Source organism: Terrabacter sp. BE26 (genome assembly GCF_041941675.1).
GTDB lineage: Bacteria > Actinomycetota > Actinomycetes > Actinomycetales > Dermatophilaceae > Terrabacter.
In genome coordinates, this window is record NZ_CP090122.1 from 3316169 (window position 1) to 3341387 (window position 25219).

A 25219-nucleotide genomic window follows, 5' to 3' on the forward strand; every position below is an offset into this window, starting at 1 on the left:
GGATCGAGGGGCCGCCTTTCCACAGGCCGCGCGGAGGCCCTGTCGCGAGGGTCCGTGCGGGTCGAGGGTGGGTCACGGCGGCGCAGGGCCGCCATGGACCTCTCCAAGGAGCCCCCATGAACGAGACCCGCATCACCGTGCACGGCAACGTCGTCTCAGAGCCCGTCGAGCGGCGGGCCCGCAACGGCAGTCCCTACACGACCTTCCGCATCGCCACCACGCCCTACCGGCGCACCGCCGACGGCCGCTTCGTCGACGGTGAGACGAGCTTCTACAACGTCATCGCCTTCAACGCACTGGCCGCCAACGCCGGCACGGCGCTGCGCAAGGGCCACCCCGTCATCGTCGAGGGCAAGCTGGCGATCAAGCAGTACGTCGGCAACGACGGCCAGCCGCGCACCTCTCCCGAGATCGACGCCGACCACATCGGCCACGACCTCTCGTGGGGGCGCGCCAGCTTCGAGCGCGTGAGCCGGGCGGCGGCCCTCGGGCACGACCGCACGGCCGACCCCGACGTGCAGGCCGCGGTCCGGGCTCTCGCCGAGGGAGGGTCCCTCGAGCAGCGTCCGGCCCACGTCGACGCCGACGGTGTCGTCGACGACGACTACGACCTCCAGGACGACGCGTCCGACGAGGCCTCGAGTGAGGGCGCGGGCATCCTCGCGACCGGCGACCCCGAGACCGACGACTACGAGGTCGTCGACCGGCTCAGCGCCTGACCACCCCGTCCGCCCGCGAGCGCCGGCACCGATGGGACACGGATTCGGTGCCGCGCTCGCCGACAGATAGCCTTCTGCGCATGGCCGAGTACATCTACACCATGACCCGTGCGCGCAAGGCACACAACGAGAAGGTCATCCTCGACGACGTCTCGATGTCCTTCTACCCGGGCGCGAAGATCGGCATGGTCGGCCCCAACGGCGCCGGCAAGTCCACGATCCTCAAGATCATGGCGGGACTCGATCAGCCGAGCAACGGCGAGGCGCGTCTCGCTCCGGGCGCGAGTGTCGGCATCCTGCTGCAGGAGCCCCCGCTCAACGAGGAGAAGACCGTCCTGGGCAACGTCGAGGAGGGCGCCGGCGAGATCAAGGCGAAGCTCGACCGCTACAACGAGATCTCCGCCGAGATGGCCGACCCCGACGCCGACTACGACGCCCTCCTCACCGAGATGGGCAAGCTGCAGGAGGACATCGACCACGCCGACGCGTGGGACCTCGACAGCCAGCTCGAGCAGGCCATGGACGCCCTTCGCTGCCCGCCGCCGGACTCGCCGGTCACCACCCTCTCGGGAGGTGAGCGGCGCCGCGTGGCCCTGTGCAAGCTGCTCCTGCAGAAGCCCGACCTGCTGCTGCTCGACGAGCCCACCAACCACCTCGACGCCGAGTCCGTCCAGTGGCTCGAGCAGCACCTCGAGTCATACCCGGGCGCCGTCATCGCCGTCACGCACGACCGCTACTTCCTCGACAACGTCGCCCAGTGGATCGCCGAGGTCGACCGTGGGCGCCTCTACCCCTACGAGGGCAACTACTCGACCTACCTCGAGAAGAAGTCCGAGCGACTCCAGGTCCAGGGCAAGAAGGACCAGAAGCTCCAGAAGCGCCTCAAGCAGGAGCTCGAGTGGGTCCGCAGCAACGCCAAGGGGCGCCAGGCCAAAAGCAAGGCGCGCCTGGCGCGCTACGAGGAGATGGCGGCCGAGGCCGAGCGCACCCGCAAGCTGGACTTCGAGGAGATCCAGATCCCGCCGGGCCCGCGTCTGGGTTCGACGGTCATCGAGGTCAAGAACCTCCGCAAGGGCTTCGGCGACCGCGTCCTCATCGACAACCTGTCGTTCTCGCTGCCGCGCAACGGCATCGTCGGCGTCATCGGGCCCAACGGTGTCGGCAAGTCGACGCTGTTCAAGACCATCGTCGGCTTCGAGCAGCCCGACGCCGGTGAGGTGAAGATCGGCGACACCGTCAAGATCTCCTACGTCGACCAGGGCCGCGAGGGCCTCGACCCCACGAAGAACCTCTGGGAGATCGTGTCCGACGGGCTCGACTACATCAAGGTCGGGCAGGTGGAGATCCCGTCGCGCGCGTACGTGTCGCAGTTCGGCTTCAAGGGCCCCGACCAGCAGAAGCCCTCGGGAGTGCTGTCCGGTGGTGAGCGCAACCGCCTCAACCTCGCCCTGACCCTCAAGCAGGGCGGCAACCTGCTGCTCCTCGACGAGCCGACCAACGACCTCGACGTCGAGACCCTCGGCTCGCTCGAGAACGCCCTGCTCGACTTCCCGGGCTGCGCCGTCGTCATCTCGCACGACCGATGGTTCCTCGACCGGGTGGCGACGCACATCCTCGCCTACGAGGGCACCGAGGAGAACCCGTCCAGCTGGTACTGGTTCGAGGGCAACTACGAGTCCTACGAGGCCAACAAGGTGGAGCGGCTCGGCCCCGAGGCCGCCCGCCCGCACCGTGTCACCTACCGCAAGCTGACCCGCGACTGACCCTCGCGCGGCTTGCAGAGCCCGGGATCCGGCCGCCGCACCAGCTCGCTGGCGCGGCGGCCGAGCGCTGGATGTCCTTGACCGGGCACTGTGGTCGAGGGAATGCGGCTCAGGCGATCAGGGGAGTGACCTCGCGCGCCGCCGCTCGTTGGCGCAGAGCGAGCTGCCAGGCCTGCGCGAGGCGGCGCCCCACCTCGTCCGCCTCGTCAGGTGCCACGCAGAACGGCACCCGCAGCCACCGGTCGAGGCCGCCCGCCACGCCGAACTGCCCCCCTCGGGCCAGGCGCACCCCGGCGGCCTCCGCCACGCGGGCGAGCTGGTCCCCGCGGGCCTCGGGGAGCTCGCACCACAGGTTCAACCCTCCGGTGGGCACCGTGAAGCGCCAGTCGGGCAGGTGCCGGTGCAGGGCTGCGACGAGCGCGTCGCGCCGGGCTCGGGCCTCGTGGCGCCGCTCGACGAGAAGGACCTCTCCCTGCCCGACCAGGTCGGCGACCACGAGCTGCTCGAGGATCGCCGTCCCCAGGTCCAGGCTGTGCCGGGCCTCGATGACGGACTCGACCCCGCCCACCGGGGCCCGCACCCACCCCACGCGCAGGCCGCCCCACCACGTCTTGCCCGCGCTGCCCAGGGTGTGGGTCTCGCGGGCCGAGAGGGCGAAGGGCGCCGGCCGCCGGGTCCGTGCCGCCTCGTCGAGGTCCAGCTCGACGAACGTCTCGTCGACGACCGGCACGGCGCCCGCGCGACCGAGCGCGGCGCCGAGGGCCTCCCTCGTCGCGTCGTCCATCACGAGCCCGGTCGGGTTCTGGTGGTCGGGGATGAGGTATGCCGCGCGGGCGCCGCTCTGGCGCACCGCCAGCTCGATCGCCTCGACGTCCCATCCCGTCGGTGTCAGCTGGGCGGCGACGGCGCGGTAGGCCGAACGCCGCACTCCCACAATGGCATTCGGATAGGTCGGGCTCTCGACGACAACCCTGTCGCCGACCTCCAGGCGCGCCCTGAGGACGGCTGAGAGCCCACCGTGGGCGCCGGAGGTGACGACCACCTGGTCGGCCGAGGTCGGCAGGCCCCGGCCCTCGAACCACCCGGCGAGGGCCCGCCGGGTCTCGGGCAGTCCGCGTGGGTCGTAGCCGGGCGTGGCGAGGAAACGGGGCAGCTCCGCGAGGGCGCGCTCGTAGGCCGCGGTGACGCCGGCTGCCGCGGGAAGGGCGGCATACGTCAGGTCGATGACGTCGGGCGGCACGTCGGTGGGGATGAGGCCGGCCTGCGAGAGCGCGAGCCCCGAGGGTCCCGCAGGGAGGCAGACGACGCTGCCGGAGCCGCGGCGGGTCGAGACGAAGCCCTCGTCGCGCAGCGCGTCGAGGGCGGCACCGACGGTGGTGCGGCTCAGGCCCAGCTCGCTCGTCAGCGTGCGCTCGCTCGGCAGGCGGGTCCCGACGAGCAGCCTGCCGTCGCACACGAGCCGGCGGACGGCGTCGGCGAGCGAGCGGTAGGCCGGGCGGGGCAGGGGGCCAGACCCCAGGAGCAGGGCCAGTGAGCGGGCCGAGATGGTGCGCATACGGTCCACCGTCGCACAACTGGCCCTCAAAACCAGGTCCAGTCCGCGGCAGACTGGTCCGCATGAGACGTCGTGTCCCCCTGGCCAACCTCAGCCCCCGTCAGCAGCTGCGCGCCGGCCGCCTGCCCCGCCGCACGGTGCAGCTGCTCGTCGGCCTGGTCCTCTACGGGGTCTCGATGTCGATGATGATCCGGTCGACGTTGGGGCTCGACCCCTGGGACGTCTTCCACGCCGGACTCGCCACGCACGTGCCGCTCAGCTTCGGCCAGGTGACGATCATCGTGGGCGCGCTGGTGCTGCTCCTGTGGGTGCCGCTGCGGCAGTGGCCCGGTCTCGGGACCGTGGCCAACGTCGTCGTGATCGGCCTCGCGGCCGACGCCGGACTCGCCCTCATCGACCCGCCCCAGGCGCTGTGGGCGCGGGCGGTCCTGCTGGTCTCCGGGATCGTCCTCAACGGCGTGGCCGGGGGCCTCTACATCGGCAGCCAGCTCGGCCCCGGACCGCGGGACGGGCTGATGACAGGCATCGCGCGCCGGTCCGGACTCTCGATCCGGCTCGTCCGGACCAGCATCATGGTCGCCGTGCTCGCCGTGGGCTGGCTGCTCGGCGGCCCCGTCGGCCTCGGCACCGTCGTGTATGCCGTGTCGATCGGGCCGCTCGTCCAGTTCTTCCTGCCGCGGCTGACCGTCGACCTCGGTGCGTCGAGCGTGTCGGCTCAGGAGTCGGCTCAGGAGGATGCGCAACCGGTTGGGGCGACGCCGCCGTGCACGCTCGGGTCCACGACGAGCTAGGGCTCAGGAGCCGAGGCGCCAGGAGTGCAGCAATCGGCATCCGCCCGGCTCGTACCAGGCGAGGTCCAGACGCTCGGCCCGGCAGCGCACTGGAACGTGGCGGCTCACGAGGGCACGCGTCGACGCCTCCGTCACGTCGTCCGACAGGGCGTCGAGCGTCAGGTGCGGGACCACGTCGGCGAAGGCGCCGGCATACGGCGGGCACTGCGGGAAGGCGCTCCAGAGGGCCGCGGTGAGCGCGGCGAAGTGCGCCGACGGCTCGGGCAGCAGGTGGACGATGCCGTTGGGGAAGGTGTCCACCGCCTCGAGCGCGAAGTCGAACGGCTCGGTCGCAGCAGCGACCCCGCCCACCTCGGCGAGGGCCGCATCGGTGAGGGCGTCGAGGTCGAGGAAGGGGCCGAGCGCCGTGACGTGCGCGTGCGTGAAGCCCGGGTCCCCAGAGGCGTAGTCCGCGTCGTAGTGCCGCGTCCTGGCGAGGACGAAGGGCTCGAGCTGCGGCACGGGGACCTGCAGCACCGAGTGGCCGGCCGCACCTGACGACACCGGTCAGCGACCGGCGCCGACGAGCCGGAGCGCGAGCATGGCATTCGTGGCGCCGATCTCGGCAGGGCTGCGACGGATGGTGGGGGAGTACCACCGCGCCACGTCGACGACGATCGAGAGCAGGGCCAGGGCGGTGGCACCGCTGCCGGCGGTCTCGGCCACCGAGAAGGTGCCGTCGGCCACCCCGCGCTCGAGGACGGCCTGCACGAGCCCGTCCATCTCCTTGCGCAGCGCCAGGACGTCGGCATGGTGCTCCGGCGTCAGGTGGTGGTGCTCGTACTGCACGACCCGGGCCACCTGGTACTGCTCGACGTGCCACTCGGAGAAGCGCGCCATGACGTTGGAGAGCTGCTCGGCTGGCGTGTCCCCGTCGGCGATGGCCGAGCGCAGCAGGCGCAGGGCCGACTCGTGGCCGCTGCGGCTGAGGGCGAAGAGCAGCTCCTCCTTGGACCCGAAGTGGACGTAGACGCCGGCAGGCGACAGGCCGGCGCCGGACGCGATGTCGCGGGTCGTCGTGGCGTGGAAACCCTTGTCGGCGAAGGCCTGCGCCGCGGCCTGCAGGAGCCGCTCGACCGTCGACGCGTCGGGGTCGGAGGTCCGACCTGCGGGCGGGGTCGTACGCGGCGTCGTGCGTGGTGTCGGGGTGGGCTGTCGCACGTTGACAGCATGCCGCAGGGGAGGGAGACTAAGCAAGCGCTTAGTCACCGACGGGTACCCAGCGCGCCGCACCCGTCAGCACGCCCGATGGAGGACCTGATGCCCCGCAACATCTACGACGAGGACCACGAGGCGATGCGCGCGTCGGCGCGCGAGTTCGTCGCCCGGACGCTCGCCCCCCGAGCCGAGGAGATGATCTCGGGCAAGTCGATCCCGCGCGACATCTGGCTCGAGGCCGGCAAGCAGGGATTCTTCGGGCTCGACATCCCCGAGGAGTACGGCGGCGCCGGCGTCGACGACTACCGCTTCAACGCCGTCGTCGCCGAGGAGATGTCGCGCTTCAACGCGGCCACCAGCTCCTGCTTCGGCATCCACTCCGACGTCTGCCCGCCCTACATCGTCGACCTCGGCACCGAGGAGCAGAAGCAGCGCTGGCTGCCCGGCATGGCGAGCGGCGAGCTGATCTGCGCCATCGCCATGACCGAGCCCTCCGGCGGCTCGGACCTCGCGGCCCTCAAGACCACGGCGGTCCGCGACGGCGACAGCTGGATCCTCAACGGCTCCAAGACCTTCATCACCAACGGCTACCAGGCCGACCTCGTCATCGTCGCCGCCCGCACCGACCCGTCCAAGGGCGCCAAGGGCATCACCCTGCTCATGGTCGAGCGCGGCATGGAGGGCTTCGTCAACGGACGCAAGCTCGACAAGGTCGGCATGGACGAGTCCGACACAGCCGAGCTCTTCTTCGAGAACGTGCGCGTGCCCGACGAGAACCGCCTCGGCCCCGAGGGCATGGGCTTCATCTCGATGATGCAGCGGCTGCCGCAGGAGCGTGTCGGCGCTGCCGTCTCCAACGTCGCCCACGCCAAGGCGATCCTCGAGGAGACGATCCAGTACGCCAAGGACCGCAAGGCGTTCGGCCAGCCGATCGGCTCCTTCCAGCACAACAAGTTCCTCATGGCCGAGCTCGTCACGAAGATCGAGGTCGCCGAGGCCTACGTCGACGACTGCGTCGCGGCGCACACACAGGGCAAGCTCTCCGCCGTCGATGCCGCCAAGGCCAAGTGGTGGAGCTCGCAGGTGCAGAACGACGTGCTCGACCACTGCGTGCAGCTGCACGGCGGCTACGGCTTCATGAACGAGTACCGCGTGGCCCGCGCCTGGCGCGACGCACGCGTCACGAAGATCTGGGCCGGGTCCAACGAGATCATGAAGGAGCTCATCGGCCGGGACCTCGGCTTCTGATGGGGGACCGCTGCATCGGTGGACGCCACGAGGGCGCCGTCGCCATCATCACGGGTGCCAGCCGGGGCATCGGGCTCGGCATCGCGCAGCGCCTCGTCGACGAGGGAGCTCGGGTCGTCATCACGGCCCGCAGGTCCGAGGCGCTCGCCGAGGCCGTCGACCAGCTCGGCGGCCCCGAGCGGGCCATGGGCATCGCCGGCAACGCGGCCGACGAGGCCCACCAGGACGAGGTCATCGCAGCCGCCCGAGAGGCCTTCGGCGGGCTGCACCTGCTCGTCAACAACACCGGCATCAACCCGGTCTACGGCCCGATGCTCGACTCCGGTCTCGACATCGCGCGCAAGGTCCTCGACGTCAACGTCGTGGCTGCCTTCTCGTGGATCAAGAAGGCCGTCGCGGCAGGCCTCGGGGACGCAGACCACCCGGGTGCGGTCGTCAACCTCGCCTCGGTCGCCGGCCAGGGCGCGAGCGGTGTCATCGGCTGGTACGGCGTCTCCAAGGCCGCCCTCATCCACCTCACGACCGAGCTCGGCTACGAGCTGGGCCCCGACGTGCGCGTCAACGCCGTCGCACCCGCGGTCGTCAAGACCAAGTTCGCCGAGGCGCTCTACGAGGGGCGCGAGGAGAAGGTCGTCCGCGCGTACCCGATGAAGCGACTGGGACTGCCCGAGGACGTCGCCGGCGCCGTCAGCTTCCTGCTCAGCGACGACGCGTCCTGGGTCACCGGGCAGACGCTGACGATCGACGGCGGCGTCACCCTCGGGGGCGCCCTCTAGGACGTGGCAAGTAGCCGGGCCGTATGCGGCCCGGTCGGCATCACGGCCGGCGGAAGGGGTGGACAACGCCCTTCCCGCCGGCCGTCGCTCGTGTCACCGTGACGGGAGAGCCTCGTCGTCGGAGGAGACGCCATGACAGGGCCAGTGGTCCTCGTCACCGGCACCGGCCGAGGGATCGGCCGGGAGGTGGCAGTCCAGCTCGGTGCCCACCCTCCCGGACGAGGTCCCTCCGGGGGCTTCTTCCGTAACGGGAGGCCGCTGGCCTGTTGATGTGGCCGTGGAGGTGGACGCGTGTCCGGAGGTGGGCCCGAAGGGGTACTTGAAGCGGGGACGCCCATCTGACCGCCGGATGCACCTGCCCGTGACCGCCCCGCCCGGCATTCGACCGGATTGCGCGCGACCGGACCCAGCAGGGAAGAATGCGCTGTGCGGCCACCGGCGCCCGCTCGCCGCCACACGCCGTGGCTCAGCGGCGCCCGCGCCGCGACCGAACGAAGAAAAGAAGGTCCATGGAGATCTGGCCCGGCAACCCCTACCCCCTCGGAGCGACGTACGACGGCAGCGGGGTGAACTTCGCGCTCTTCTCCGAGGTCGCCGAACGCGTCCAGCTGTGCCTGCTCGACGACGACCTGAACGAGACCTGCCTCGACCTGCCGGAGGTCGACGGTTTCGTCTGGCACGGCTACGTGCCCTACCTCCAGCCGGGGCAGCGCTACGGCTTCCGCGTGCACGGGCCGTACGACCCCGAGCACGGCCACCGCTCCAACCCGAGCAAGCTCCTGCTCGACCCCTACGCCAAGGCCATCGAGGGCCAGGCCGAGAACGACCAGTCGCTCTACTCCTACACCTTCGGTGACGAGGACGCCGCGACTACCACCGAGATCAACACCGAGGACAGCAAGCAGCACACGATGCACTCGGTGGTCATCAACCCGTTCTTCGACTGGGGCGACGACCGTCCGCCGCGGCACCAGTACCACGAGAGCGTCATCTACGAGGCCCACGTCAAGGGCCTGACGATGCGCCACCCCGAGATCCCCGAGGAGATCCGCGGGACGTATGCCGGCATCGCCCACCCCGCGATGATCAGCCACCTCCGCGACCTCGGCGTCACGGCGATCGAGCTCATGCCCGTGCACCAGTTCGTGCAGGACCCGCCCCTCGTCGAGCGGGGCCTGTCCAACTACTGGGGCTACAACACCATCGGCTTCCTCGCCCCGCACAACGCGTATGCCGCCAGCGGGCAGCGCGGCCAGCAGGTCCTCGAGTTCAAGGCGATGGTCAAGGCCCTGCACGAGGCGAACATCGAGGTCATCCTCGACGTCGTCTACAACCACACCGCCGAGGGCAACCACATGGGCCCGACGCTGTCGTTCCGCGGCATCGACAACGCCAACTACTACCGGCTCGTCGACGACGACAAGGCGCACTACTACGACACCACGGGCACCGGCAACAGCCTCCTGATGCGCAGCCCGCACGTGCTGCAGCTCATCATGGACTCGCTGCGCTACTGGGTCATGGAGATGCACGTCGACGGCTTCCGCTTCGACCTCGCGGCGACGCTAGCCCGACAGTTCCACGAGGTCGACAAGCTGTCGGCCTTCTTCGACCTGGTCCAGCAGGACCCGGTGGTGAGCCAGGTCAAGCTCATCGCCGAGCCGTGGGACGTCGGCGAAGGTGGTTACCAGGTCGGCGGGTTCCCGCCGCTGTGGACCGAGTGGAACGGCAAGTACCGCGACACCGTGCGCGACTTCTGGCGCGGCGAGGGCGGTGCCCTGGCCGAGTTCGCCTCGCGCTTCACCGGCTCGAGCGACCTCTACGAGCACTCCGGCCGCAAGCCGATCGCCTCGATCAACTTCGTGACGGCGCACGACGGCTTCACGCTGCGCGACCTCGTCTCCTACAACGAGAAGCACAACGAGGCCAACGGCGAGGGCAACAACGACGGTGAGAGCCACAACCGCTCGTGGAACTGCGGCGTCGAGGGCCCGACCGACGACCCGGCCGTCCGCGACCTGCGGCTGCGCCAGCAGCGCAACTTCCTCACCACGCTGCTCTTCTCCCAGGGCGTGCCCATGCTGCTGCACGGCGACGAGCTCGGGCGCACGCAGGGGGGCAACAACAACGCCTACTGCCAGGACAACGACATCTCCTGGATCCAGTGGGTCCTCGACGAGGACGACCAGAGGCTGCTGGCCTTCACCCAGGTGCTCGTGCGGCTGCGCCGGGAGCACCCGGTGTTCCGCCGGCGCCGGTTCTTCGCCGGCAGCCCCGACCACGGCGGGGAGAGCGAGGTCGGCGACATCGCCTGGTTCACCCCCGACGCGCAGCACATGGACGAGCAGGCGTGGAGCGACGGCCTCGCCAAGTCGCTCATGGTCTTCCTCAACGGCTCCGCCATCCCCGAGCCGGACCCACGCGGGCAGAAGATCCTCGACGACTCGTTCCTCGTGATGTTCAACGCCCACGACGAGGCGCTGACCTTCACCCTCCCCGACGAGGAGTACGGCGCGCAGTGGGTGCCCGTCATCGACACGGCGGTGCACGAGGTCGAGGACGCCACGCTCGAGCCCACCTGGCAGATCAAGGTCCAGCCGCACAGCATCGTGGTGCTGCGGTGCCCGCGGGAGACCGGCACGTCCATCGTCCCCGGCCTCAGTGAGGAGCTCACGGCGTGAGGTACGCCAGCGCACCCGTCTCGACGCACCGGCTGCAGCTCGAGCCGGACTTCACCCTGGAGGACGCGATCGCGCAGGTCGAGCACCTCGCGAACCTCGGGGTGACCCACCTCTACCTCTCGCCGGTGCTGCAGGCCGCGTCCGGTTCCAAGCACGGCTACGACGTCGTCGACCACTCCCGCGTGGCGGAGGGGCTCGGCGGCGACGCCGCCTTCGCCCGCCTCGTGGAGGCCGCGCACGCGGCCGGGCTCGGCATCGTCGTCGACGTCGTGCCCAACCACATGACCACGCCGACGCCGCTCTCGCTCAACCGGCCGCTGTGGTCGGTGCTGCGCGAGGGCCGGCAGTCGGCATACGCGTCGTGGTTCGACGTCGACTGGGACGCCCAGGACGGGCGCATCCTCATGCCGGTGCTCGGCTCCTCGCTCGACGAGGTGCTCGCCGGCGGCGAGATCGCCGTCGGCGAGCGCGAGGGGGAGCCGGTCGTGCAGTACTACGACCACGTCTTCCCGCTGGCGCCGGGGACCGACCCGCGTATGCCGCTCGGCGAGCTCCTCGAGGCGCAGCACTACCGGCTGGCCTCGTGGACCGTCGGCGACTCCGAGCTGAACTACCGCCGCTTCTTCGACGTCACCTCGCTCATCGCGGTGCGAGTGGAGGACCCCGAGGTCTTCGACGCGACGCACCAGGTGCTCGTCGACGGCATCCGGTCGGGTGCGATCGACGGGCTGCGGATCGACCACCCGGACGGTCTCGCGGACCCCGAGGGCTACCTCGACCGGCTCGCGAGCGCCACCGACGAGCGCTGGGTCGTCGTCGAGAAGATCCTCGAGGGCGACGAGCAGCTCCCGCAGACCTGGCGCACGGCCGGCACCACCGGCTACGACGCGCTGCTGCGGGTCGGCGGGCTCTTCGTCGACCCGTCGGGCGCCCAGCCGCTGGAGGAGCTGTCCGCCGAGGTGCTCGGCGAGGACCAGGACCTCGAGGAGATCGTCACCGAGTCCAAGCGCTGGGTCGTGCAGGTCATGCTCGCGACCGAGGTGAGCCGCCTGCTGCGCCTGGTGTCCCGCGCCCGCCCCGAGCTCGCCCCGGACGCGGTCCGGCCGGTGATCGAGGCGATGCTCGTCGGGATGGACCGCTACCGCGTCTACCTGCGCCCCGGCACGCCGGCCGGCGTGCAGGACGCCGAGGACCTCCGCGCGGCCGCACAGCGCGGCGAGCGGAGCGCGTCCGGCCCCCTCGACCCTGCCGTCGCGGAGGCCGTCCTCGACCTGGCCCTCGGGCAGGCCGAGCCTGCCGACCAGGCGGCTGCCGACGAGTTCCTCGTGCGGTTCCAGCAGACGTGCGGTCCGGCCATGGCCAAGGCCATCGAGGACACCGCCTACTACCGCTTCGTGCGGCTCGTCGCGCTCAACGAGGTCGGTGGTGACCCCCTGCAGGTGGGCGTGACCACCGAGGAGTTCCACCAGTTCGCAGCGCGGCTGCACGAGGCCTGGCCGCAGTCCATGACGACCCTCTCGACCCACGACACCAAGCGGTCCGAGGACGTTCGGGCGCGACTGTTCGTGCTCGCCGAGCGACCCGAGGCGTGGGCGAATTGGGTCCGGGAGGCACGAGAGCTGTCACACGGCTTCCGCGCCGACGACCTCGACGCGCTCACCGAGTACTTCCTGTGGCAGACGGTCGTCGGCGCGTGGCCGATCGACGAGGAGCGGCTGCAGGCCTACGCCCTCAAGGCGATCCGCGAGTCCAAGCTCCACACGCGGTGGACCGAGCCGAACGAGTCCTACGAGGCGGCCGTCGAGCGGTTCGTCACGGGCGTCGTCACCACGCCTCAGGTGGTGCACCACGTCGGGACCTGGCTCGAGCGCACCGCTGTCGAGACCCGGGCCAACGTGCTGGGCCAGAAGCTGGTGCAGCTGACGATGCCTGGCATCCCCGACGTCTACCAGGGCACCGATCTGGTCGACCTGTCCCTCGTCGACCCGGACAACCGGCGGCTCGTCGACTACGGCGAGCGGCGCGACCGGCTGGCGCGGCTCGACGGCGGCGCTGCCCCGTCGGACCTGCACGACGAGAAGCTGCTGCTCACGGCGGCGGCCCTGCGCACCCGCCGCGACCGTCCGGAGGCCTTCACCGGCGCCCAGGCGACCTATGTCCCGCTCGCTTCGACGTCCCCGCATGCCGTCGCCTTCGGCCGGGGGACGACCGACGGCGTCGACGTCGTCACGGTGGTGACCCGCCTCGCCGGCCGGCTGCAGGACGCCGGCGGTTTCGGCGACGCGATCGTGGACCTGCCCGAGGGGCCGTGGACCGACGCGCTCACGGGTGAGTCGGTGGACGGGGGAGCCCAGAAGCTCGCCGGCCTCGTCGGCGAGGGGCTGCCCGTGGCCCTGCTCGTCCGGGTACGGGCCCGGCATGACTCCTGACACGCTGAGCGTCTGGGCCCCGGAGGCCTCGCACGTCGACGTCCTCGTCACCCCCGTCGAGGGGGTCGGCGCGGAGCCCACGACGGCCCCCGAGCGCCACGCCATGAGCCCGGGCGACGGCGGCTGGTGGACGTGGCGGCGCCCGGACGACACCACGCTCGACTACTCGTTCAGCATCGACGACGGGGACCCGCGACCGGACCCCCGGGCCGCGTGGCTGCCGCACGGCGTCCACGGCGCCGCCCGCACCTTCGACGCCACGGCCCACTCGTGGAACGACGAGGACTGGCGCGGCACCCGTGAGGGCCGCGGGGTGCTCGGCGGCGTCGTCTACGAGCTGCACATCGGAACCTTCACCGCGGAGGGCACCTTCGACGCGGCCATCGCACACCTCGGGCACCTCGTGGACCTCGGAGTCGACGTCGTCGAGGTCATGCCGGTCGCCGCCTTCGGGGGCACCCACGGCTGGGGCTACGACGGGGTGGCGCCGTATGCCGTGCAGCACGCCTACGGGGGCCCGGCGGCCTTCCAGCGTTTCGTCGAGGCCTGCCACCAGCAGGGTCTCGGTGTCTGCCTCGACGTCGTCTACAACCACCTCGGGCCTACGGGTAACTACCTCGCCGAGTTCGGCCCGTACTTCACGGACGCCCACACCACGCCCTGGGGCCCCGCGGTCAACCTCGACGCCGAGGGCAGCCACGAGGTGCGGCGCTGGGTGGTCGACAACGCCCTCCGCTGGTTCCGCGACTTCCACGTCGACGCCCTGCGTCTCGACGCCGTCCACGAGCTGCGTGACGAGTCGCAACCGCACATCCTCGCGCAGCTGTCCGACGAAACCGCTTCTCTCTCAAAGCAGCTCGGTCGGCCACTCGACCTCATCGCCGAGAGCGACCTCAACGACGCGGTGATGGTCACGCCGACGAGCGAGGGCGGCCGGGGCATGACGGCCCAGTGGGACGACGACATCCACCACGCCTTGCACGTCGCCCTCACCGGCGAGACGCAGGGCTACTACGCCGACTTCGCCGGGGGCACAGAGGCCTGGCCCGAGGGCGGCCCGCTGTCGGTGCTGGCCAAGACCCTGAGCGACGCCTTCCTGCACGACGGGCGGGTGTCGACGTTCCGGGGTCAGGTGTGGGGCGCACCCGTCGACCAGGCGGCCCGCTCGGGCCACCAGTTCCTCGCCTACCTGCAGACGCACGACCAGGTGGGCAACCGCGCCACGGGCGACCGCATCAGCGACCAGATCTCGCCGGGGCAGCAGGCCGTCGGGGCGGCGCTCTACCTGCTGTCGCCGTTCACGGCCATGGTGTTCATGGGCGAGGAGTGGCGGGCGAGCACCCCCTTCGCATTCTTCACCTCCTTCGAGGAGGAGTGGCTGTCCGAGGCGGTGCGCTCCGGCCGGCGCGCCGAGTTCGCGGCGCACGGCTGGAACGAGGCCGACGTGCCTGACCCCCAGGACCCTGCGACCCGAGCGCACAGCGTGCTCGACTGGCACGAGCCCTACGCGCCGGGCCACAACGAGATGCTGCACTTCTACCGGCAGCTGATCCGCGTGCGCCGCACCCAGCCGGATGTCGCGTCCGGTGACCTGCGGGACACCTCGGTCACGTTCGACGAGGACGCCCGCTGGATCATCCTGTCGCGCGGGGCCGTCCACGTCGTGGCCAACCTCGCCGGACGCTCCCAGGTCGTGCCGTTCGCGGGCGAGGTCGAGCACGTGCTGGCGTCCTGGGGTCGCCCGCCGATCGTCGACGCCCAGGGCGTGCGCCTCGACGGGCACGACGTCGCGGTGCTGCGCACGAGCTGAGCGTCGCTCGGTCGGCAGTGGTGCACTGCCGACCGAGACGGCTGCGGCGACGCCGGTCAGGACTCCTTGACGCGGACCATGCCCTCCTGCGCCGTCGTGGCGACGAGGGTGCCGTCCTGCGAGTAGATCTCGCCGACCGACAGCCCGCGGCCACTCTCGGCGGAGGGGGACTGCTGGGCGTAGAGCATCCACTCGTCGGCGCGGGCGTCGCGGTGGAACCACATCGAGTGGTCGAGGCTCGCCACGCGCAGCCGCGGGTCGGTCCACACCAGGCCGTGGCGGCGCAGCACCGGCTCGAGCAGGGAGTAGTCGCTGGAGTAGGCGAGCACTGCGGCGTGGAGCAGCGGGTCGTCCGGTAGCCGGTCGACGGCGCGCATCCACACGTGGTTGGTGGCGACCTTGTCGGGACCGGCGTCGAGGAACATGTTGCTCTCCACGGGTCGCAGCTCGATCGGACGCGCCTCGGCGATGTGCCGCGCGCCAGGGTGATCTACCCCGCGGAACGCCTCGGCGAGGGAAGTCAGCCCCTCGGGGCCGGGCACCTGCGGCATGGTGTCCTGGTGCTCGAGGCCACCCGCCCGCTGCTGGAAGGAGCAGACCATCGACATGATGGGCGCCCCCTTCTGGACCGCGTGGACGCGGCGGGTCGAGAAGGAGTTGCCGTCGCGCATCTCCTCGACCGCGAAGCGGATCGGGAGGGTGTCGTCGCCGGGGCGCATGAAGTAGCCGTGGAGGGAGTGGATCGGACGGGCGGCCCCGGACTCGCTGACGTCGCGCACGGTGATGCCGGCCGCCATGACGCACTGGGCGAGGACCTGTCCACCGAAGACGCGCCCGTGCGGCATCTTCTGGCTGCGGCCCTCGAAGACCCGCGCCGAGGCGGCTCCGATCGACTCGGCGGCATCCTTGCCCTGGACGTCGGTGACGGCGATGTGGGCCGTGCCGACGTCGCGGAGGGTCAGGACCTCGATGAGGTCCTCGAGCGGGGGCAGCGGGCTGGACTCGGCAAGGGCGTCAGCAGTCACAGGTCGACCCTAGTGGCCCGGTCGAGGTGGGTCTGCCCCCTCGTCAGCTCGTCGGCTCGTCGGCTCGGCCGGCGCCGTCGACTCACCGAGGGCTGCACCTGGGCGCGCTGTGCCGTGACGTCACCCCTCCATGGCCAGGACCATCGGCAGGACCGCCGGGGCGCCTGCCTCCCGCAGCAGGCCCGCGCACACCGTCAGGGTCCAGCGAGAGTCACTGAGGTCGTCGACGAGGAGCACGGGTCCCGCGGTGCCCCGGAGCGAGGCTGCGAGCTCGGGGCCAACCGCGAGTCGTCCCCACACGTTGGCGAGCCGGAAGGCGCTGTTGCCGCCGGAGTCGCCGACAGGGCCACCCTCGACGAGGTCGAGCGAGCCGAGGTAGGGCAGCCGGCCCAGCTGCCCGATCCCCGCAGCGAGTGAGCTGACGAGCAGCGGGCGCCGGCGTGAGGGCACCGAGACGATGGCGGCGGGACGCTCCTGCCACCCCCAGCCGGCGAGAACCTGCACGCAGGCCTGCAGGGCCTCGGCGGGCAGCTCGCGGTCGGGACCGCGGAGCAGCTCGCGAAGCCGCTGCCCCCAGCCGAGGTCGCTGAGGCGGGCGATGGCGCGTCCTTCCTCCATCGAAACGGACGGGGCGATGCGCCCCTTGAGCGGGACCCCCAGCCGCTCCATGCCGGAGGGCCACTGCGCGCGGGACTCGAGCACCACGCCCGGGCGCTCCAGGCGGGAACGGGCCGTGTTGACGGCGGCCTCAGGGATCGTCGCGTCGAACCAGGGGCCGGCGCAGCGGTCGCACCGACCGCAGGCCTCCGCGGAGTCGTCGTCGAGCGTCTCCTGCAGGAAGGCCATCCGGCAGCGGTCGGTGCGTTCGTAGTCGACCATGAGCTGCTGCTCGCGCTCCCGGGCCTCCGTGACGCGCCCGTAGCGCTCGGCGTCGTAGGTCCACGGCTCACCGGTGGCCGTCCAGCCGCCCGGGACACGGCGGACGGCCCCGTCGACGTCGAGGACCTTCAGGAGCAGCTCGAGCCGGGTGCGCCGCACGTCGACGATGGTCTCGAGGGCGACGGTCGACAACGCCTTGGGCGACTCGGTCAGGGCCCGCACGACGGCGTCGGCCTGGTCCTGTCGTGGCATCGACGCGGACGCGAAGTAGCGCCAGATGTCCTTGTCCTCGGGACCGGGCATGAGCAGCACGTCGGCGCGCTCCGTGGCTCGGCCGGCACGGCCCACCTGCTGGTAGTAGGCGACGGGGGACGAAGGAGCGCCCAGGTGCAGCACGAACCCGAGATCGGGCTTGTCGAAGCCCATGCCCAGAGCCGACGTGGCGACGAGCGCCTTGACCTCGTTGTCCCGCAACGCCTCCTCGAGGCGGATCCGCTCGCTCGGCTCGGTCCGGCCGGTGTAGGCAGCGACCGGGTGGCCCGCCTCGCGCAGCGCCACGGCGACGTCTTCCGCCGCGGCGACGGTGAGGGCGTAGACGATGCCGGAGCCGGGCAGCTCGTCGAGATGGGCGATCAGCCAGGCCAGCCGCTGCTCGGGTGCGGAGAGGGGCAGGACGCCCAGCCGGAGGGAGGCCCGCGCCAGGGGGCCCCTCAGCGTCAGCACGTCGCGGCCACCGGCGCCGAGCTGCTCCACCACGTCGGTGACGACGCGGGCGTTGGCGGTGGCGGTGGTGGCGAGGACCGGGGTGCGCTCGGGCAACGTGGTGAGCAGGTCTCGGATGCGGCGGTAGTCGGGGCGGAAGTCGTGGCCCCAGTCGCTGATGCAGTGCGCCTCGTCGACCACGAGCAGGCCGCACGACTCTGCAAGGGCGGGCAGCTGCTCGTCGCGGAACCGGGGGTTGTTGAGCCGCTCGGGGCTGACGAGCAGCACGTCGACCTCGCCGCGGGCCAGCGCCCCCGAGACCGCGCCCCACTCGTCGGCGTTGGTGGAGTTGAGGGTCACGGCCCTGATGCCCGCGCGCCCGGCCGCCGCGATCTGGTCACGCATGAGGGCCAGCAGGGGGCTGACGATGACGGTGGGGCCGGCGCCCTCGGCACGGCGCAGTGCCGTCGCGACGAAGTAGACGGCCGACTTGCCCCACCCGGTGCGCTGCACGACCAGCACACGGCGTCGTCCGGCCACGAGCTCGTTGATCGCCTCCAGCTGACCGTCACGGAAGTCGACGTCGTCGCGCCCCACGAGACGACGGAGCGCGGTCGTGGCGCGCTCACGCAGCCCGGGGTCGACGTCGACAGCGGAAGCAGCGGTGGGGGTGGAGGGCATGGCACCCAACGTACGCGGCCCCACCGACCGCGCCGACCGGCATATGTCCTCTGTGGACGGAGGAGGCGCGCAGGAAGGGGGTGTGGACGAGCGCGGGCGCCTCGGGCTGGGAGGATGGCGGCATGAGCGAGACCACGAACGCCACCGGAACCCCGCAGGAGGTGACCGACGCGAAGTCGGGGCCCTATGCCGCGCACGTGTCGCTGCGCTGGTCCGACATGGACGCGTATGCCCACATCAACAACGTGCAGTTCCTCCGGCTCCTCGAGGACGCCCGTGTGATCGCCTTCCGCGACTGGTTCGACGCCGAGGGAGCCGGCGACAGGTCGCTGCTCGACGAAGGCGTCCTCGTGTCGAGGCACGAGATCGAGTACCGCCGGCCGCTCGGCTTCCGGCACGCGCCGGTGGAGGTGCAGATGTGGGTGTCCAGGGTCGGCGGAGCCGGCTTCGACGTCGCCTACATCGTCACCGACCCTGCCGGGGTGGGTGACGATCTCGGTGGGGCCGACCGGCCCGTCTACGCGGTGGCCGAGACCGAGCTCGCGCTCTACGACTTCGCGAGCGCGGCCCCGCGCCGGATGCGGCCCGAGGAACGGGCGTCGCTGCACGCGCACGTCGGGCAGCCGGCGCCCTTCCGCAGGCGGCGACGGTGACGCGCCGATGACCGGGACGGAGCGTGTCGACTTCGGGGATCCGCGGGGGCTGGCTGACCTCGGCACCTTCCTCGCCCGTGCCGGTCGTGCGAACCCCGGCGGCGCGGTGCGACTGCAGGTGCTCGGAGGTCTGCTCGTCACCACTGTGGCCGTTCTCGAGGGGAGCGGTCTCCTGGGGGAGGGCACGGTGCTCGGCATGCGGGTGGTCAGGGTGACGGGCGCCGACCCGGTGGACACGACCGTCTCGATCGCCTCCGTCAACGACCGCCTGGCCCGGCAGGGCGTCGGCGCCGTGCTCGACGTCCCGCCGACGACGGTCCGTGCGCCGTGGAGCGGCCTGACCGCACCCCGTGACGGCTGGGAGCCTGTCGGCCGGCTGGACGGCGACGTCGTGGACTCCGTTGCGCGGCAAGGGATCTCGCAGGTTGCCGAGGGGACCCCCGAGGGCGCCGGCGGTCACGCGGTCGACGCGTTGCGGCGACGGACCTGGGCGGCGATGAGCGACACGGTGCCGCCCATCCCTGCCGGCCTCGCCTTCGGCGCCCACGTGCTGGGCTTCACGGTGGTGGGCGAGCCGGCGTCCATCGCGGCCCACGGCCGGTGGACGCGCCTCAGCACCGCGCGAGGGCATGTGCTCGTCCGCTGACCGGATCGCGTATGCCGTCAGCTGCGGCCCGTCCAGCAGCCCCGTTCGAGCAGCACGTCCTTGAGCACGTCGATGCGGTCGCTGACCAGGCCGTCGACGGCCAGGTCGAGCAGGCGGTGCATCTCCTCGGCGTCGTCGATGGTCCAGACGTGCACCTGCTTGCCATGACGGTGCGCCGTCGCCACGAGTCGCGGCGTGACCACCTGGACGACCCGCCCGCGGATGGAGACGGTCGGCGGCACCTGGAACACGTCTGCGGGAGTGCGCACCATGGCCGCGAGCAGGCGTGGGCCGAAGCGGGCCAGAGCGGTGCCCATCTGCGCTGCTGCCGTCGCGACGCTGCCACGCGAGAGGTGCCGGAACTGGGAGATGCTGCGCTGTGAGAAGGAACCGACGCAGACCTGGCCGTGCAGCGCCCGCTCCTGGATGAGGCGCCAGAGGGGCTCGGCCGTCCCCGGTGCCTTGAGGTCGATGTTGAGCCTGACGTCGGGCCAGGTGTCGAGCACCTCCGTGAGCAGGGGGACGTGTTCGTCGGCCCCGATGCGCGCCTGCGACACCGCGGACCACGGCAGGTTCCGGATGCGTCCGTGCGCGTCGGTGACCCGGTCCAGGACCGTGTCGTGAAAGGCGACGAGCCGACCGTCGCGGGTGACGTGGACATCCGTCTCGACATGCGTGTAGCCCATGGCGATCGCGTTGCCGAAGGCTGTCATGGTGTTCTCGAGCCCCACGTTGGGTGGGTACAGCGACCCTCCGCGGTGCGCCAGCGCCACGGGAGTCCGGTCGAGGTAGGGCCGCGTCTTCACCACGTGCGCGAGGCTACCCGGCCCGTCAGCCCAGGTCCGGGAGCTGGGCAAGAAGCACCTCTGCTGCCTCTCGGCCGATCCCGCCGCAGCTCAGGGTTTGCCGGACGCCTGCGTGCGCTGCGTGCCATGGTCCGTCGCGGACTCGGTCAGGGACTGGACCTTCTCGTCGCGCAGGGCCGTCCAGGCCGCGTTCACCTCGGCGCGCCGCGCCTCCTGCAGGTCGTCAGCGGTCGACAGCACCGGACCCCGGCCGGCGCCGGCCAGGAGCGAGGACCGCACCTCGGTGCTCCCTCCCGTGATCGTCATGAGACCGGCCAGCAGGTCCACTCGGCGGACGTCGTTGCGCTCGGTCTGGCCGAGCTCGACGTTCGAGCGAACGAGCGCGATGGCGAGGTCGTCGGCGGCACCACGCGCCGCCTCGCCCTGGGCGTAAGCCTTGACCATCGACCACAGCGCATCCTTGTCACCGGTGCGGATCGCCATCACGACGTGGGCCGCCTCCGCGACCCCCTCGAGCGCCGCACGGTTGAGCTCGTCCTGGCGCCTCGCCACGGCGACCAGCGCGGCCGAGGCCGACTGGTCGAGGAAGCCGAGGCGCGCCACCTCGGATTCCACGTCCTCGCCCGAGCGCGCACTCGCCTTCGCGGCGGCCACCTCGTGGTCGACCAAGCGGTCGTAGGCCGCGCCGGGGTCCTTGGCGCGCAGTCCCATGCCGGTGTCCACGGCCAGTGCGCCGACGACGCCGGTCAGCTCCGCGCCGTCCAGCCAGGGCTGCATCCCGCGGGACGTCGGCGCGGCATACGGGCGGGGTGGAGCAGCGTCCGCGACAGGGGTGGCCACCGCCTGGTCGACGTTGTCGTGCATGGCGGAGAGCCAGTCTGCGACCTGCCCCTCGAGGCGGCCCGTGGCCCCGGCGTAGATCCGTGTCGTCGAGGCGTCCCGCACGGCATGTGCGCTGGTGCGCGACAGCTCGAGCATGATCCGCGCCCGGCTCTCGGCGGCGGCGGCAGTGGTGTCGTCAGAGACGCTCCGCAGCAGCCGCTCGAGGTCGGCTCCGCTCGCGAGCTGCAGAGCAGGATGTGAGGCGGTGCCGGTCGCCTCCAGGGTCACCCAGCGACGCACGAGGTGCTCCCCGAGGGTCAGCCGGTCGCCACGGGAGTTGGCGAGCGCGGCGCCTGCTGCCGGCGCGTCCGGGAGCGGCTCCGCGAGCAGTGCGGCCTGTTCGGCGGGGTCGGCGCCGACGGCGGCCAGGAGCACGTGGACGGCGTCGCCCGTCCGGGATGCGTCGTCGAACCAGGAGGCGAACACGTCGTCGCCGTCCGCCCGCAGGGTCGTCCCGTGACGGAGCCGCAGGTCCGTGTCGCGGGTCTCCGAGACCTCGGCCGTGGCCGCCGCGGCGGCTGCCCGCCGCGCCCCGCGTGGGCGGCAGCCGCCGGTCGTCTCCGGCGGCTCGAGCGCCGGACAACAGCTGGCCGAGCAGCCACGCGCCGGTGGCTCGTCCGTCGCCGGGCCCTTCGTGAACCGTGGCGATCGCGTCCACGAGGTCGTCCGAAAGGAGGGCAGCCCCGGAGGCGAGCCGGCGGCGTGTGCGCGGGTCCGTGCCGGTGGGCGCGGAGGGGCTGGTCGCCGTGAGGACCAGCGAGCCCATCCCGGCGAGGAGCTCGCGCACGGTGTCGAGGTGCGCCCCCGACCGGCTCTGTGTCACGCCGGCTGCCATGAGCAGCTGCGCCAACACGTCGGCGCCGAGCTCCGAGAGCAGGGCCTGCGCGTAGACGGGGTCGTCGGCTCGGGCCTCCAGCCGGCCGGCCAGCTGCCCGACGGCTGCATCAGCCACGGGCGCGTGCGATGCGGCGCTCGCGGCGACGGCACGGCGCACCAGGACGGAGTCGGACAGGGCCGCGTCGCGGGACTCCCGCGCGGACACGACTCCGTCGGCGAACCAGAGGCCGCCTGTCACGGCCGACCGCACCTGCGCAGGGGTGACGGAGTCCGACCCGGGAACCGTCACCTCGGTGACGCCCGCGACGACGTGCGCGCAGCGTCGCGCGGCGGCCCGCAGCTCGTCGAGCACGTGCTCGTGGGCGCGGCTGAGGCGTGCGCGGCCGAGGACCTGCTCGACGCGGGCACGCTCGACCGCGAGCGCGCAGACGGTCCCGGAGGGGTCCGGGACGGCGGAGGCACGCAGGGAGGCGAGGGCCCGGTCGGCGTCGAGGGCGTCCCACTGTCCCTGCAGCGAGTGGACTCGGGCGATGCTGGTCTCCAGCGCCGCCGCATACGCCCGGAGCGAGCGGGCGGTGGCTGCGAGGGCGTCGGCGACTCGTCGCGACCGCCGGCCCAGCTCGTCTGCCTCCGCGCGCGCAGCGGCGGCCGCCTCGCCGGTCCACACGGCATCGAGGCGCCCGCCCAGCGTTCCTCGAACGGTGGTCGTCGAGGTCGCCCGAGCGAAGGCACGCTCGAGCGTGGCCGCGCTGAGGATCAGGGAGTGAGGATCTCCCGAGGGGAGGGGGAGGGCGAGGCTTCCCGGGATCGTGACGGCCGGGTGCCCGACCTCGTGGAGGCGGCTCATGGCGCATCCGGTGCCGGGGTGGCCCCGTGGCGGCCGAGCCCGCTGGCCGCGACCTGCGCGAAACCTGCCGAGACGAACAGCTCGACCGACCGCGCCTCCAGGGTCGAGCGGTCGAGACGGTCGCCGAGCGCACTGGCCGCGTCGGCGACGGCGTCGAGCGCATGGGTGTGCACCAGGCGGAAGCGCTCGAGAGCGGTGCCGACTCCGTCAGCCTCGCCGCCGACCGCCGCCATGGCGGCAGCCGTGGCCGCCGCCACCTGCGACGCGCACTCCCGCAGCTCCCGGGGGTCCTCGGCCAGCGCAAGGCGCTCACGGGACACCCCGGAGGTGTCGATGGAGAACCGGGTCATGCCCCGACCGTAGGAGAGCCGTGGGCGCGGCACCCGTCGTCATCCACAGGCGCCGGTATGCGTGAGGCCCCCGTCCCGAGGGACAGGGGCCTCACATGCAGGACGGTCGACAGGACCACCGTCAGCTGATCAGGACCAACGGGCCCAGACCGTCGTGTCGGTGGGCACGAGGCCGTCCTCGAGGGGCCCGGAGGACACGATGACCTCCGCACCGTCGGGCAACCCGACGGGGTCGGCGCCGAGGTTCGCCACGACGAGCACGCGGTCGCGGGAGGAGGCGCCGTTGGTCAGCGCGACGACATCGGCGGCATACCCCTCGACCCACGTGAGCGAACCCGTCCCGAGGGAGAGCTCACGGCGCGCGGCGAGCAGCGAGCGGTAGAGCTCGAGGGTCGAGCCCGCGACTCCCTCCTGGCGGTCGACGGCGTACTCGGCATAGACGCTCGGCTGCGGAAGCCACGTGCTCGGGCTCGGGCCGAAGCCGAGCGAGGGGCCCTCGGACGACCACGGGATCGGCACGCGGCAGCCGTCACGGCCGGTCTCGGCGCCGTGGGTCCGCGCGAAGGTCGGGTCCTGGCGGAACTCGTCGGGCATGTCGGTCGAGTCGGGAAGCCCCAGCTCCTCGCCCTGGTAGATGTAGGCGCCGCCGGGCAGCGCGAGCATCAGCGCCGTGGCCGCACGGGCCCGCCGAAGGCCTAGCGCGCGATCGGGCTGCGGGTCGGTGGCCGAGATTCCGTTCATGCGCGGCGTGCCCGGGGGGAAGCCCAGCCGGGAGGCGTGGCGCACCACGTCGTGGTTGGAGAGCACCCAGGTCGACGGAGCACCCACGGAGTCGGCCGCCCGCAGCGACGAGGTGATGACCGCCCGCAGGTCCTCGGCGACCCACGAGGAGGTGAGGAAGTCGAAGTTGAACGCTTGGTGCATCTCGTCGGAACGGACGTACTTTACGGCCCGATCCTGGGGCTCGACCCAGGCCTCGGCGCACAGGATGCGGTCGGGAGTCCCGTAGGACTCGAGGATCTTGCGCCACGCACGGTAGATCTCGTGGACGCCGTCCTGGTCCCACATCGGGCTCCGCTTGGTGTGGTCGATGCGGGGCGCCTCGTCCTGGCGCACCGTGGCAGTGGCGTCGTCGTCGTGCTCGGCGTGGCCGAGCATGACGGTGCGCTCCTCCTCGGTGTCGGGCAGGCCCTGCTCCTTGATCAGGCCGTGCGCGACGTCGACGCGGAAGCCGTCGACGCCCCGATCGAGCCAGAAGCGCAGGATCGACTCGAACTCGGCGCGCACCTCGGGGTGCTCCCAGTTGAAGTCGGGCTGCTTGGGGTCGAAGAGGTGCAGGTACCACTGGCCCGGCTCGCCGTCGGCCTCGGTGACCCGCGTCCAGGCCGCGCCGCCGAAGACGGACTGCCAGTTGTTCGGCGGCAGCTCACCGTGCTCACCGCGGCCCTCGCGGAACAGGTAGCGCTCGCGCTCGGCGCTGCCGGGGCCGGCAGCCAGGGCGGCCTTGAACCAGGCGTGCTCGTCGGAGGAGTGGTTGGGCACCATGTCGACGATGACCTTGAGCCCGAGCTCGTGGGCCCGGGCGATCATCGCGTCGGCATCGCTCAGCGATCCGAAGATCGGGTCGATGTCGCGGTAGTCCGCGACGTCGTAGCCGGCGTCGGCCTGGGGCGAGGTGTAGAAGGGTGAGAGCCAGATGGCGTCGACGCCGAGCGCGCGCAGATGCGGCAGGCGGGAGGTGATGCCGGGCAGGTCGCCGATGCCGTCGCCGTCGCCGTCGGCCCACGAGCGCGGGTAGATCTGGTAGATCACGGCCTGGCGCCACCAGGCGGCGTCAGGGCTGTCGGCGGGGTGTACGGCGGTCGCTTCCTCGCGGACCTGCACGTCCTGTGCGGGGTGGTTCAGAGTCTGGGTTGCTGAGAGCGTCACGAGCCACCATCGT

The 25219-nt window shown here is 72.0% G+C and carries 20 protein-coding genes; 10 read left to right on the forward strand and 10 right to left on the reverse strand.

All coding sequences use genetic code 11. The features are described 5' to 3' along the window. Nucleotides 1-116 precede the first annotated feature (116 nt). Together LQK93_RS15225 and ettA are read left to right on the forward strand one after the other, a co-directional pair. Nucleotides 117-719, forward strand: a complete 603-nt coding sequence (locus LQK93_RS15225) for a single-stranded DNA-binding protein (RefSeq protein ID WP_374968618.1) — start codon at nucleotides 117-119, stop codon at nucleotides 717-719. Nucleotides 720-799: 80 nt separating this feature from the next. After that, nucleotides 800-2482, forward strand: coding sequence for an energy-dependent translational throttle protein EttA (gene ettA, locus LQK93_RS15230; protein ID WP_374968619.1), 1683 nt, complete (start codon nucleotides 800-802; stop codon nucleotides 2480-2482). Nucleotides 2483-2591: 109 nt separating this feature from the next. Here the strand turns inward: ettA and LQK93_RS15235 are convergent, their stop codons facing one another. Beyond that, nucleotides 2592-4037 (reverse strand): PLP-dependent aminotransferase family protein, encoded by a 1446-nt coding sequence (locus LQK93_RS15235; protein WP_374968620.1) that lies wholly within the window; start codon nucleotides 4035-4037, stop codon nucleotides 2592-2594. Nucleotides 4038-4099: 62 nt separating this feature from the next. Between LQK93_RS15235 and LQK93_RS15240 the strand changes: the two genes are divergently transcribed. Continuing rightward, nucleotides 4100-4828, forward strand: coding sequence for a YitT family protein (locus LQK93_RS15240; protein WP_374968621.1), 729 nt, complete (start codon nucleotides 4100-4102; stop codon nucleotides 4826-4828). 3 nt (nucleotides 4829-4831) lie between these two features. Here the strand turns inward: LQK93_RS15240 and LQK93_RS15245 are convergent, their stop codons facing one another. Both LQK93_RS15245 and LQK93_RS15250 read right to left on the reverse strand, forming a co-directional pair. After that, nucleotides 4832-5371, reverse strand: coding sequence for a 2'-5' RNA ligase family protein (locus tag LQK93_RS15245; RefSeq protein ID WP_374968622.1), 540 nt, complete (start codon nucleotides 5369-5371; stop codon nucleotides 4832-4834). Between the two features lie 3 nt (nucleotides 5372-5374). Then, the gene (locus LQK93_RS15250; protein WP_374968623.1) at nucleotides 5375-6028 is read right to left on the reverse strand and encodes a TetR/AcrR family transcriptional regulator; all 654 of its coding nucleotides are present in this window, start codon (nucleotides 6026-6028) and stop codon (nucleotides 5375-5377) included. Between the two features lie 99 nt (nucleotides 6029-6127). On the opposite strand from LQK93_RS15250, the gene LQK93_RS15255 reads away from it, so the two are divergent. From LQK93_RS15255 to treZ, 5 genes are all read left to right on the forward strand, one after another. After that, complete coding sequence (locus LQK93_RS15255) at nucleotides 6128-7273, forward strand: acyl-CoA dehydrogenase family protein (RefSeq protein ID WP_374968624.1); 1146 nt, start codon at nucleotides 6128-6130, stop codon at nucleotides 7271-7273. After that, nucleotides 7273-8049, forward strand: a complete 777-nt coding sequence (locus tag LQK93_RS15260; protein WP_374968625.1) for an SDR family oxidoreductase — start codon at nucleotides 7273-7275, stop codon at nucleotides 8047-8049. Before LQK93_RS15255 ends, LQK93_RS15260 begins: the two co-directional genes overlap by 1 nt. A 509-nt stretch (nucleotides 8050-8558) precedes the next feature. Then, the gene (glgX, locus tag LQK93_RS15265; protein ID WP_374968626.1) at nucleotides 8559-10730 is read left to right on the forward strand and encodes a glycogen debranching protein GlgX; all 2172 of its coding nucleotides are present in this window, start codon (nucleotides 8559-8561) and stop codon (nucleotides 10728-10730) included. Further along, a complete protein-coding gene (gene treY / locus LQK93_RS15270) occupies nucleotides 10727-13159 on the forward strand; it encodes a malto-oligosyltrehalose synthase (RefSeq protein WP_374968627.1) in 2433 nt (810 codons plus the stop codon). Before glgX ends, treY begins: the two co-directional genes overlap by 4 nt. After that, nucleotides 13149-14969, forward strand: coding sequence for a malto-oligosyltrehalose trehalohydrolase (gene treZ / locus LQK93_RS15275; protein WP_374968628.1), 1821 nt, complete (start codon nucleotides 13149-13151; stop codon nucleotides 14967-14969). The genes treY and treZ overlap by 11 nt, the downstream gene beginning before the upstream one ends. Nucleotides 14970-15025: 56 nt before the next feature. On the opposite strand, the gene LQK93_RS15280 is transcribed toward treZ, so the two are convergent. Together LQK93_RS15280 and LQK93_RS15285 are read right to left on the reverse strand one after the other, a co-directional pair. Next, on the reverse strand, nucleotides 15026-15994 hold the full coding sequence (locus LQK93_RS15280) for an acyl-CoA thioesterase (RefSeq protein ID WP_374968629.1): 969 nt from the start codon (nucleotides 15992-15994) through the stop codon (nucleotides 15026-15028). 120 nt (nucleotides 15995-16114) lie between these two features. Beyond that, a complete protein-coding gene (locus tag LQK93_RS15285) occupies nucleotides 16115-18256 on the reverse strand; it encodes a RecQ family ATP-dependent DNA helicase (protein WP_374968630.1) in 2142 nt (713 codons plus the stop codon). 122 nt (nucleotides 18257-18378) lie between these two features. On the opposite strand from LQK93_RS15285, the gene LQK93_RS15290 reads away from it, so the two are divergent. Both LQK93_RS15290 and LQK93_RS15295 read left to right on the forward strand, forming a co-directional pair. Then, nucleotides 18379-18909, forward strand: a complete 531-nt coding sequence (locus tag LQK93_RS15290; RefSeq protein ID WP_374968631.1) for an acyl-CoA thioesterase — start codon at nucleotides 18379-18381, stop codon at nucleotides 18907-18909. A gap of 7 nt (nucleotides 18910-18916) precedes the next feature. Continuing rightward, entirely contained in the window at nucleotides 18917-19555 is a 639-nt protein-coding gene (locus LQK93_RS15295; RefSeq protein WP_374968632.1) for a hypothetical protein, read from the forward strand. A 17-nt stretch (nucleotides 19556-19572) separates the two neighbouring features. On the opposite strand, the gene LQK93_RS15300 is transcribed toward LQK93_RS15295, so the two are convergent. The 5 genes from LQK93_RS15300 to LQK93_RS15320 form a co-directional block, all read right to left on the reverse strand. Continuing rightward, nucleotides 19573-20364 carry a glycerophosphodiester phosphodiesterase family protein gene (locus LQK93_RS15300; RefSeq protein WP_374968633.1) on the reverse strand — a complete coding sequence of 264 codons (792 nt, stop codon included), beginning with the start codon at nucleotides 20362-20364 and terminating at the stop codon, nucleotides 19573-19575. An 87-nt stretch (nucleotides 20365-20451) separates the two neighbouring features. Next, on the reverse strand, nucleotides 20452-21483 hold the full coding sequence (locus LQK93_RS15305) for a hypothetical protein (RefSeq protein ID WP_374968634.1): 1032 nt from the start codon (nucleotides 21481-21483) through the stop codon (nucleotides 20452-20454). After that, nucleotides 21380-22927, reverse strand: a complete 1548-nt coding sequence (locus tag LQK93_RS15310) for a hypothetical protein (protein WP_374968635.1) — start codon at nucleotides 22925-22927, stop codon at nucleotides 21380-21382. Before LQK93_RS15310 ends, LQK93_RS15305 begins: the two co-directional genes overlap by 104 nt. Next, the gene (locus LQK93_RS15315) at nucleotides 22924-23277 is read right to left on the reverse strand and encodes a hypothetical protein (protein WP_374968636.1); all 354 of its coding nucleotides are present in this window, start codon (nucleotides 23275-23277) and stop codon (nucleotides 22924-22926) included. The genes LQK93_RS15310 and LQK93_RS15315 overlap by 4 nt, the downstream gene beginning before the upstream one ends. Before the next feature lie 129 nt (nucleotides 23278-23406). Then, nucleotides 23407-25206, reverse strand: coding sequence for an alpha-amylase family glycosyl hydrolase (locus LQK93_RS15320; protein WP_374968637.1), 1800 nt, complete (start codon nucleotides 25204-25206; stop codon nucleotides 23407-23409). Nucleotides 25207-25219 lie beyond the last annotated feature (13 nt).